This window comes from Sporosarcina sp. BP05, from assembly GCF_014282005.1.
GTDB lineage: Bacteria > Bacillota > Bacilli > Bacillales_A > Planococcaceae > Sporosarcina.
Map to the genome: position 1 here is coordinate 1 of NZ_JACFTD010000036.1, position 8,896 is coordinate 8,896.

The window sequence follows — 8,896 nt, forward strand, 5'->3', positions numbered from 1 at the left end:
GCACTTTCTGTAGAAGAGCAAAAAAAGATTTAGAAAAAGAAATAGACCAATTAGAAGATGAAAAATATGTGATTGAAGAAAGAATTGGTGATAGAAAAAAAGAGTTACTGGCAATGAACGAAGACATCCCCAGTGGGGAAGATATAAAAATTAAAATCGTGCGAAAAGAAAAGAAAACAGAGGTAATACCAAAGTCATTTGGGCGAAAAGAAACAATAGAAAAAGAAACAGGAAATTACGTTTTGTCGAATGAGGAAATGAAAAAAATAAAAAAACAACTAACGGCTGGTTCTGTTCTTAAAGGAAAATATGAGAATTTAGTAAAAAGTGATTTGGTCAAACTAAATGGTCAATTGAGTGGCTTGGTTGGTGATATGTCTGAACAAATGGAGGGACTTAAAAAGAGTAATTATGATTTAAAAGATGAACTTGATACTGCAAAAAATAAAATCGTTTCGTTAGAAGACCGTATAAGCGATTTAAAGGCTGAAATAGGATTAGTTTATCAAAGTGCCAAAGAATTCGTTAAAGAGCGTACAGAGGGCTTGAAATCGTTTAAGAAGGCTTTTGGTGACCTTGTAGATAAGGTGAAAGGAAAAATGAATACCAGTGAATTTGAAAGACTTCACAAGCGTGATTTAAGAAAAGAGAGAAATCAAGATTTGGAGAGATAAAAAAGAGCCCTCGAAGGCTCTTTTGTTTTTGTTAACTCATTTTTATCGAGTTAACCATTAAATAATATAGTTTACCAGTGGTTATCGTGGTTTACTTCTAAATTCAGAAGTTTTTAGGCTCATGCATCCTAATCCTTGTTCTTGCACTTGGCATGGATGTATGAAGAATGTACGACCGGTTGACATAACACCCGTTAGCGTGACAGATACATGAAAAATAATTTAAAAGTAAGAGTGATACTGCTCCAAATCGTCACTCAGATCATTACCAAGCGAGTAATCAAAAAGAAACCTGGTATGTCTCAATACAGAATCCTGAAAAAGAGGTTTTTGGAAGATAAAAAATGAAAGGGAAAATCCGAGAAAGTATTTCATTGAAAAAAGGTCACTCTCTCTATGAGGAGCGACCTTTTCCATAATGCAAAAATGTTATTGAAGATCCTTAATCATTTCCTCAGCCACATCTAACAAAATCTCGGTTTTTTGTCCGGCTATTGTAAATATTTCATTGTCTGTAATTATATGAAGAGTATTAGCATCTTCTTCATTTTCATTTAGGATGGCCTGATATCCACCTAGATTCAATTCCTTAAATCCACCTAGTTCTTCTGGATACCACGTTTTTACGTCTTCTACAAGAGACTGAGCTACTCCATACTCATTGATACTCTGAGCTACTAACAAATCACCATTCTCTGTATCTGTGGGATACCAAGTTTCAATTAAGTATCCTCCAGGTCGTTTTTCTGCGTTAACTCCTCTTGCTTCTCCAACAATATGGTCTATATTCTTTTCTTCAAGATTTAAAGGCATTTTAACTTCACTTTCATCAACACTATTAAACTTTACTGGTGCAAGGTCTTCTAAGGTTACTACCATAGGAACTTCTACATTAGGAACTTTTACTTCTTCTGCTATATTTTCTTCAGCACTTGTCTCAAGCATAACGTTACCCGCGAAAAAGGAAACACCAATCACGCCGAATGCTAAAGCAGTTGAGTAAAATGTTTTTCTTTTCATTAATAAAACCTCCTATTAATTATTAGTCTAACCACATGGTACTATTTTGTCTGATTACGCTATTGTTCGTTTTACTTATTAATCCAGAGAAGTATCCTGCTCCCGCACCGGTACTATACATTTTAAATTCAGTCACATACACTGAACTACCAGGATTACTGTACTTTCTAGTCCAAGTATCCACGTTGAATGTATACGTTTCCATTTTTCTCCAAGTCGCAGCTCCTGCTACTCCATCCGATGCCAATCCATTTCCACTCTGAAAGCTTTTAATGCCGTTGGCTGTGCCTGTCCCATAGTAGCCATCAATTGTCCCTACTGCTGAAGAATAACCAGATGACCATAGAGTTGATTGCATGGCTTCCACAAATCCACCACTCGTTGTGTATCCAGATCCAATTACTGGGAACGTCCCTAAATTGCGCCAGTCATAAGAAGCTGCTTTTACTTGATTTACTGAGCTAGATGTAAATACTAGTGTAAATAAAAGAAGACTAATTATGAAAATTTCTACTTTCCTCTTCATCATCACTTCGAATTCCTCCTATTCAAATTTTCCTATTTTTTGCTGCATTTGTAATATTACCATAATAAAAATAGTTTACCAGTTATCCGGAAATTCAAAACTGTTTTGTTGTCGAAATAAATCAAAAAACGCTCTAAAGTAGCTCCTTTCTTAAAAACGCCTTAAACAGCCCTAGAAAGCGCTCTAAAATTAGATTGATAGATATTATCTCCATACACAAACCATCGATTCAATCGCTGAACGGGCTTGTATGGTCCATACACAACAGGTTGACATAACACCAATTCACGGAAGTAGTTAACTCCATTACTCAATAAAAAAAGCTGCTATGAAAGGCAGCCAATACTTAAACTAAAGCAACCCTTTAGTTACTTCTCTTTTGGCACGGATTAGTGTGCTTTTAGAAATCCCTGTAATTTCTTCTACTTGCGTATAGGAATTCGTTTCCAATAGCTGTAAAGCGTGTGCTACTTGCTTTTTAGTGAATTTCTTCGGTCTACCTTCACGGAAATCAGGATTCTGCTTCGCAATGGCTTTCCCCTCTGCTAATCGTTCAACTATCATATCCCTGTCAAATTCCGCAATAGCTGATAACATTCTTAAAATTAATCTGCCCATTGATGTATCTTCTACAAGTCCCATATTTAATATGTGAACCTTGATTCCTTTTGAAAGCAATTCTTTGATTAGATTTACCCCATCCTCTGCCGATCTTGCAAAACGGTCTAGCTTCGTAACTACCAATGTATCCCCATTTTTCAGCAATGAAAGTAACTCTACAAATTGGGGACGATCCGCTTTAGTTCCAGTGAATTTCTCGGAATAGATTTTGTCGCAACCTTCACTTTCCAACGTCTGCAGCTGTAACTCTAAATCTTGTGACGCTGTACTTACACGACCATAACCATATTTCATATGTATTTGTCCCCTTTTTGCAGTTCACTTATGACAATTAGTTATGACACCACTTGATGCCTTGATATTACTGCATCCCGAAAACGGTGTCAATACCTCTAAGTTGTGACACCTACAATAGATAAAAAAGTCTCCCTTTCTAAATAAAAGGGAGACTTTTTTGGATCTAACATATTTCCATTGTGTTAGATTGAGAAGTATTTTGAGTACACTTTAATACATCTACTGTTTTAATTTTGATTTGGATGCTCCATGCCCCCTAGTAGACATAACACCCGTTCTGTACACATTTTCATCCTCTGTGGTGTAGCGCTGATTTTGCGCTACATGTATGGCTAACGGGTAGCTTTAGTTGAAGATCATTAAATAAGAAAGGTTTATTTCTTGTAAGAGAAATAGACCTTTTTAAGTGTGTATGCTGCATGCACCTTAATTTTTTTATTGTTCTTTCAAAAAACATAGAATAACTGATTAAATAGCGAGAATGTATTACTATGGCTTTGTAGTTAAATATAGGAAGTTCAAAAAAGGAGGAATTAATCTTTATTAAGTTTTATAAAATATTAAAAATATATAAAAGGAGATTAATAGAAATGAATAAAAATCTTATACTTTCTGTTTTATTAGTGATGATTCTTTTTTTTATATCAGCAACAACAACTAATGCCTACAGTTTTAATACTAGAAACTGGCCTAAAAAACCCCTGCAACCATATACTGTAACTTTACAGTATACAACCACCAATTCAACATATAAAAGTACTTTTACAACTGCTGTATCTGATTGGAATAGTGCTCAATCTAAAATCAAGTATGTTCTGACCGATAATATTGCTCCTAATAAGGTTGGTACAGAAAATGTAGATGACCCATCTCTTTATGGAACTTGTTATGCCCTTAATGGTTCTTCTCTATATTTTAATGCTGTGATAAATATCGGTAATCCACAAATTGTAAATAACTCTCTAACTCGGAGAAGTGCAGCAGTACACGAATTAGGACATGGTATTGGCCTTGGACATGAAACTCCCCCAGTTCTTTCAGTTATGAATTCACAAAGAGACAGAACTAAAGTTTACATTCCGCAACAGGATGATATACAAGGCGTAAATATGAAATATCCATATTAAGGAGGATTATTTGCAATGGTTAAAAAAACAAAAAGTAAATTAGTACCCATTCTAACTGTATGTATTGTATTAGGTGTTGCGCTGTTTTTTCTTTCAAAATCAATGTTTACAACAGAAGAAGTTGCTGAACCAATAACTTATGAAGTCGAGTTTTCTCCTGATTATGAAGTAAATGGAGATGTTAAAGGCATTGTAGCCAACTCTGATTATATTGTTAAAGGACACTATGAGAAATTTGTAGAGGACTGGAACATGGGAGAAAATTATTTAAGCGAAGTTTATACTTTTATTGTAGATGAAGAATTGGCAGGTGAAACTGGAAAAACGATCGAAGTAGCAATTCCACACACTGTTTATTTAGAGTATAATGAAGCTGGAGAACATGTAGAAGCTGAATTAAATCTTCCTAACTATAATAAACCTGATTTAAATAAAGAATATGTCCTGTTTTTAAAGAAATTACAAACTAAAGATGCTTATGGACCTGCATCGGTACCTTTCCAGGTGGAAATTGGTTCAGATAATATAGTTGAACTTTTAACTAATACAGAAAATACGGAATCTAAAAAGGTAACAAAGTCAAAAAGTGTTATTCATTTTACATCTGAACGTATTGGTTTAAGCAAAATTGATAAAATTTCAGGAAAAAGTAAAGATGAATTATTCAAAGAAATTGATAATGAATTAGAAAACAAAATAAGATAATAACTATCTAAAGAAAAATATAATCAACTTACCCATTAAAAAACCTAGGTAGCTAATTATGAGCAATCTAGGTTTTTCTAGTTTACATAAATCACCTTCTCGGAAGTTGTTTCCAGTACAGGCCGAGGGGTAAACCCCCGTGTGACAACAAAGTGGAACCTGTGGTCCTCTGGACCTTGTATACAGCGTTTATACATCGTTGAGTTAACGGTCTTTCTGCTGAACGCTAGACGTGTCTAAATGAATAAATATACAAAGCAACTTGGTGAAATAAACCCCAAAATGCACTTTCAATCGTCTATATTCTAAAAACGCTGTAAAGACCCCTAGAAGGCGTTCTAAAATCAGATTGATAGATATATTCAATTCCTCTCTTAAAGTACATATACGAGCCTCCTGTGTGCTTCTGTAGCTATAATTAATAGATTCGAAGAGTAGGACAAGTTCGTTTATGGATTTGTTCTACTCTTTTTTTCTAGTAACGGCCTTTTGTTTTTGGAGTGAAATAATTTATTCTGATTTTTTATAGAAAAAGAGAAATGCATGATAATTAGCGAATGCTATATAATGATTTTATTTAAAGACTTAATAGACTTAATAACCTTTAACAGACTCACGAGCCTTAGAGCCACAAGGGTTACAGAGTTTTATTGAACTTTTTCTCTCCCTTTATTGAACTTTTTCTCTCCCATTACTGAACTTTTTCTCTCCCATTACTGAACTTTTTCTCTCCTTATATTGAACTTTTGTAATTAATAAAGTACAGTATGGGGAGAGAAAAAGGATAATGGGGAATGGGTGAATTGATTGGCTAGGGAAAACGATAAAAAACAATTGGTCTCTTATGAAAATGGCATTAAAAAGAGTAATGACTTTTCAATGGCGAAGTTGAGTCAGGGCTTAACTTTAAATCAAATGCAATTATTTGCTTTCGCTATTTTTTCAACGCAACAGGACGGGCACACGGGGTTCATAAAAGCCGATTTCGAAAGGAAGTTTGAACTTAAACGTTATTTAACCAAGGATGCCAAGATAGATGCACAACGATTATTGAATTTAAAGTTTAGTATTGAGGATTTGGAAAATGATTATTTTGAGTATTGGAATGTGTTTCAGTCAATTAAATACGATAAGGGTGAATTTCGTTTTAAATGGACTGACGATATGATTCCTCATATTTTGGAGTTAAAGGATCATTATGTAACAACTGATTTAACGATTACATCACAATTCAAGAGTGGCTTTAGTTGGACGTTATATGAATATTTAAAGGCCCGTTATGGGGCTTACTATTTACCCGTTTCAAAAGAGGCTCTCCTGCGTTTGTTCGGCGTTGAAAACAGAAAAACATATCAGTCTAATACAGGTCGATTCAAGGAAACTGTATTAGATGTTGCTATCGAGGAATTAAACAAGTACACCGAACTTGAAGTTTGGTACAAAGAAAAGAAAAAAGGTCGGGCTATTGTCGGATTTGAAATACATTGGTCAACAGGTAAAACAGTTCCGTTAGCAACAGATAATCAATCAGAGGAATTAAAAAGACTGATTGACGAAGTGTTTACGCTATGGGACGCTGTTCATCAAATGCAAAATGAAGAGAATAAAGAGAAAGCGAAAAAGCTAATTATAGAAACAGAAGAGATGCGAAAAGGCACAGGGGAGCAAGTTACTTCAAAAGAAGCAAGTGAATATATTCCACGGGCGAAAGATAATCTTAGATGGATTGAAATGATGTTGGAAAATGATAAAAAACCAGCTGTTAAAAAATCTGTACCCTTCTATAATTGGTTAGAAGAAAGAGTGTGATAACATGCAATCGACCATCATTAGCCTAAAGGATCAAACCGACAAACCCACTTTAAATGTTGATGAAACGTTTTGGCCACTGGTTCAATTTGTTGCGTATTATAGCCAACTTATTGAAATCAAAATGAAAATGGGAATTACTCACCGTTTTCTTCACTACTGGGCTTATGAAGTTATACAAAGCAATGACGACCATACAGAAGAACAAAGGCAAGAAATTTATAAATTCGAAGGGTGCAGCTATCGTTTTCCGAAGGACAGCGATGATTTTATAAAGTGGTTATATGACGAATCTAAAAAAAGAGATTTATTATTGTTTTGATTAAAAGAGTGTTTTCTAGAAACAGTATTAGATTCTCGTCTATCAAATTTAGAGGTTACAACATCAACGCTAAGAAGATTGATGATAGATATTAAAAAAAGTAACAGTCCAATATAAAAGGGTGAAGGTTAAAAATATGTTACTAGAAAAAAGAGCAACTGCTGCAGTTGCTCTTTTTAAATTTTCTTCAACGGTTTGTTTTAAAACTTGAGTGAAATCTGTTGTCGCTTCGTTCAAAAGTAATTAAAAAAGGAGTAGAAAATATGGCGAGAACTAATACTTTCTTTCAAATGAAATTGAATGAAGAAGAAGACAAGAAATACATTAGAGATAAAGCTAAAAAATCAGAATGTCTAGAAATAGCTAGAAAGAGCATAAGGGAAAACTGGCCCCACTTCTGGTGTGGGACTAGGCGAAGCCTAGTGTTTTGGTGGGGTCAAGTTTTTTCATTTTAGGCACGCTAGAGTGACAGTCATTTAACAACTTTGTCACGCTAGCGTGACAGACTAATTTTAATAAACATCATTTACAAAGTGTTACCTCTTACCGAATATTTTTTCAAAAAAACTCTTCTTTTCCAAGGTGGAAGCGATTAGCTTTTTTGTTTCCTGCGATTCTTTTAAAGCCTGCATTAACTGAAGATCACGTTTATCAAGACTATTATTAATATAGTTTTGTTGCTCTTCAAGCATCAACAGAAACTGTTTGTTCTGTTCTTCTAATCGTTCTTGCCGTTCTAATATATCTAACAGTAGTTCGTTCTGAAGAACAGGTGGAACGACAGGAAGCGTCTGTTCTTCCGCTGTGTTCTCTCTGAGAACAGATGCTGTTCCTTCTGATTGATTAAACCTTGATATGACAATCTCAGATGCCGTTTCGAGTGTGATTCCTTTATTTTGAATGAGTTCTTTCATTCTCCGTAATATTAATAGGTCACGTTCGACAAATGCTCGGCTGTTATGTTGGCCCCTCATAAAAATGTGACCTTGATTTTCTAGAGATAAGCACCATTTTCTCAATGTACTGTCGCCAATTTGAAGTATTTCAGCAATTTCTTTACCCCAATAGGCATCTTCAAACTTGCTCATTGTTCGTTCTCCTCTTTTTCATGATAAAGAACACTTCAACTAATTATTAGAAATCCCTTTATAATGACTAGATTTGAAATGGTTTCGACTGGATTTTCGGTTATTATAGTTATTTTGATGATGGTTCAAATCGTGAATTAAGTCATGAAAAAGCTCTGAATTTAATCTTGTCCAGAGGGAGAAATATCGGGAAGTGTCAACGGTAAATGTCTGACTGAAGCAAAAGCGGAAGGAATTTAAGGAGTTGATACAAGAGATGATTCCCCACCCTCTTTTTGGTTCTCACCCCATGTGAGAACCTGCCACCTGGCGAAGGGAATTTTGGGGGTTTGCCCCTTTTGCAAAAGGGGCAAGGTCTGTTCTTTTGCACTTGATCTGGAAAAGCATTTGAACCTTTGCGAGAATCAGCAAAGGTTCAAATGCTTTTTTGTTACTAGAAAAAAACAACGGCTGCAAGCGGTTATTTTTTCTGCTTTTGAACTTGGGAAGTCTGTCACGCTAGCGTGACAGACTTCTTGTTTTTCACCCTCGGAGAGCCCGCACCAATGAAATTGGTATAGTGGGCTATACCAAGGGTTTTGGTCCTCCTCCCCCCGATGTGCTATTCTTATCCCAATATGATTCGTTCCCCGATGTAAAAGGAGATGCAGTACATGGCGCAATTTGCGATTATAAGAATGCAAAAATTCCAAGTATCAGATGTGCAG

The 8,896-nt window shown here is 35.1% G+C and carries 8 protein-coding genes and 1 pseudogene; 5 read left to right on the plus strand and 4 right to left on the minus strand.

The annotated features are described in order from the left end of the window. Nucleotides 1-674: pseudogene (locus H2672_RS18560) on the plus strand (hypothetical protein); the annotation flags it as partial. A 429-nt stretch (nt 675-1,103) separates the two neighbouring features. Here H2672_RS18560 and H2672_RS18565 read toward each other — a convergent pair. The 3 genes from H2672_RS18565 to H2672_RS18575 all read right to left on the minus strand — a co-directional run bounded on the left by H2672_RS18565 (nt 1,104) and on the right by H2672_RS18575 (nt 3,135). After that, a complete protein-coding gene (locus tag H2672_RS18565) occupies nt 1,104-1,694 on the minus strand; it encodes a hypothetical protein (protein WP_186673844.1) in 591 nt (196 codons plus the stop codon). A 22-nt stretch (nt 1,695-1,716) separates the two neighbouring features. Further along, nucleotides 1,717-2,223, minus strand: a complete 507-nt coding sequence (locus tag H2672_RS18570; RefSeq protein WP_186673846.1) for a peptidoglycan-binding domain-containing protein — start codon at nt 2,221-2,223, stop codon at nt 1,717-1,719. A 348-nt stretch (nt 2,224-2,571) separates the two neighbouring features. After that, nucleotides 2,572-3,135: a recombinase family protein gene (locus H2672_RS18575; RefSeq protein WP_186673809.1), complete on the minus strand. Its 564-nt coding sequence runs from the start codon at nt 3,133-3,135 to the stop codon at nt 2,572-2,574. 593 nt (nt 3,136-3,728) lie between these two features. Here H2672_RS18575 and H2672_RS18580 point away from each other — a divergent pair. The 4 genes from H2672_RS18580 (at nt 3,729) to H2672_RS18595 (ending at nt 7,101) form a co-directional block, all read left to right on the plus strand. Next, entirely contained in the window at nt 3,729-4,265 is a 537-nt protein-coding gene (locus tag H2672_RS18580) for a zinc metalloprotease (RefSeq protein WP_186673847.1), read from the plus strand. Between the two features lie 15 nt (nt 4,266-4,280). Further along, nucleotides 4,281-4,970: a hypothetical protein gene (locus tag H2672_RS18585; RefSeq protein ID WP_186673848.1), complete on the plus strand. Its 690-nt coding sequence runs from the start codon at nt 4,281-4,283 to the stop codon at nt 4,968-4,970. An 807-nt stretch (nt 4,971-5,777) separates the two neighbouring features. Further along, complete coding sequence (locus H2672_RS18590; protein WP_186673849.1) at nt 5,778-6,779, plus strand: replication initiation protein; 1,002 nt, start codon at nt 5,778-5,780, stop codon at nt 6,777-6,779. 4 nt (nt 6,780-6,783) lie between these two features. Continuing rightward, entirely contained in the window at nt 6,784-7,101 is a 318-nt protein-coding gene (locus tag H2672_RS18595) for a hypothetical protein (RefSeq protein WP_186673850.1), read from the plus strand. A gap of 536 nt (nt 7,102-7,637) precedes the next feature. Here H2672_RS18595 and H2672_RS18600 read toward each other — a convergent pair. Further along, entirely contained in the window at nt 7,638-8,189 is a 552-nt protein-coding gene (locus H2672_RS18600; protein ID WP_186673851.1) for a DUF3967 domain-containing protein, read from the minus strand. Nucleotides 8,190-8,896 lie beyond the last annotated feature (707 nt).

Excerpts from the sequence above, each read along its gene's own strand:
- H2672_RS18565 (WP_186673844.1), bottom strand. The coding sequence starts at position 1,694 with ATGAAAAGAAAAACATTTTACTCAACTGCTTTAGCATTCGGCGTGATT.
- H2672_RS18570 (WP_186673846.1), bottom strand. The coding sequence starts at position 2,223 with ATGATGAAGAGGAAAGTAGAAATTTTCATAATTAGTCTTCTTTTATTT.
- H2672_RS18575 (WP_186673809.1), bottom strand. The coding sequence starts at position 3,135 with ATGAAATATGGTTATGGTCGTGTAAGTACAGCGTCACAAGATTTAGAG.
- H2672_RS18580 (WP_186673847.1), top strand. The coding sequence starts at position 3,729 with ATGAATAAAAATCTTATACTTTCTGTTTTATTAGTGATGATTCTTTTT.
- H2672_RS18585 (WP_186673848.1), top strand. The coding sequence starts at position 4,281 with ATGGTTAAAAAAACAAAAAGTAAATTAGTACCCATTCTAACTGTATGT.
- H2672_RS18595 (WP_186673850.1), top strand. The coding sequence starts at position 6,784 with ATGCAATCGACCATCATTAGCCTAAAGGATCAAACCGACAAACCCACT.
- H2672_RS18600 (WP_186673851.1), bottom strand. The coding sequence starts at position 8,189 with ATGAGCAAGTTTGAAGATGCCTATTGGGGTAAAGAAATTGCTGAAATA.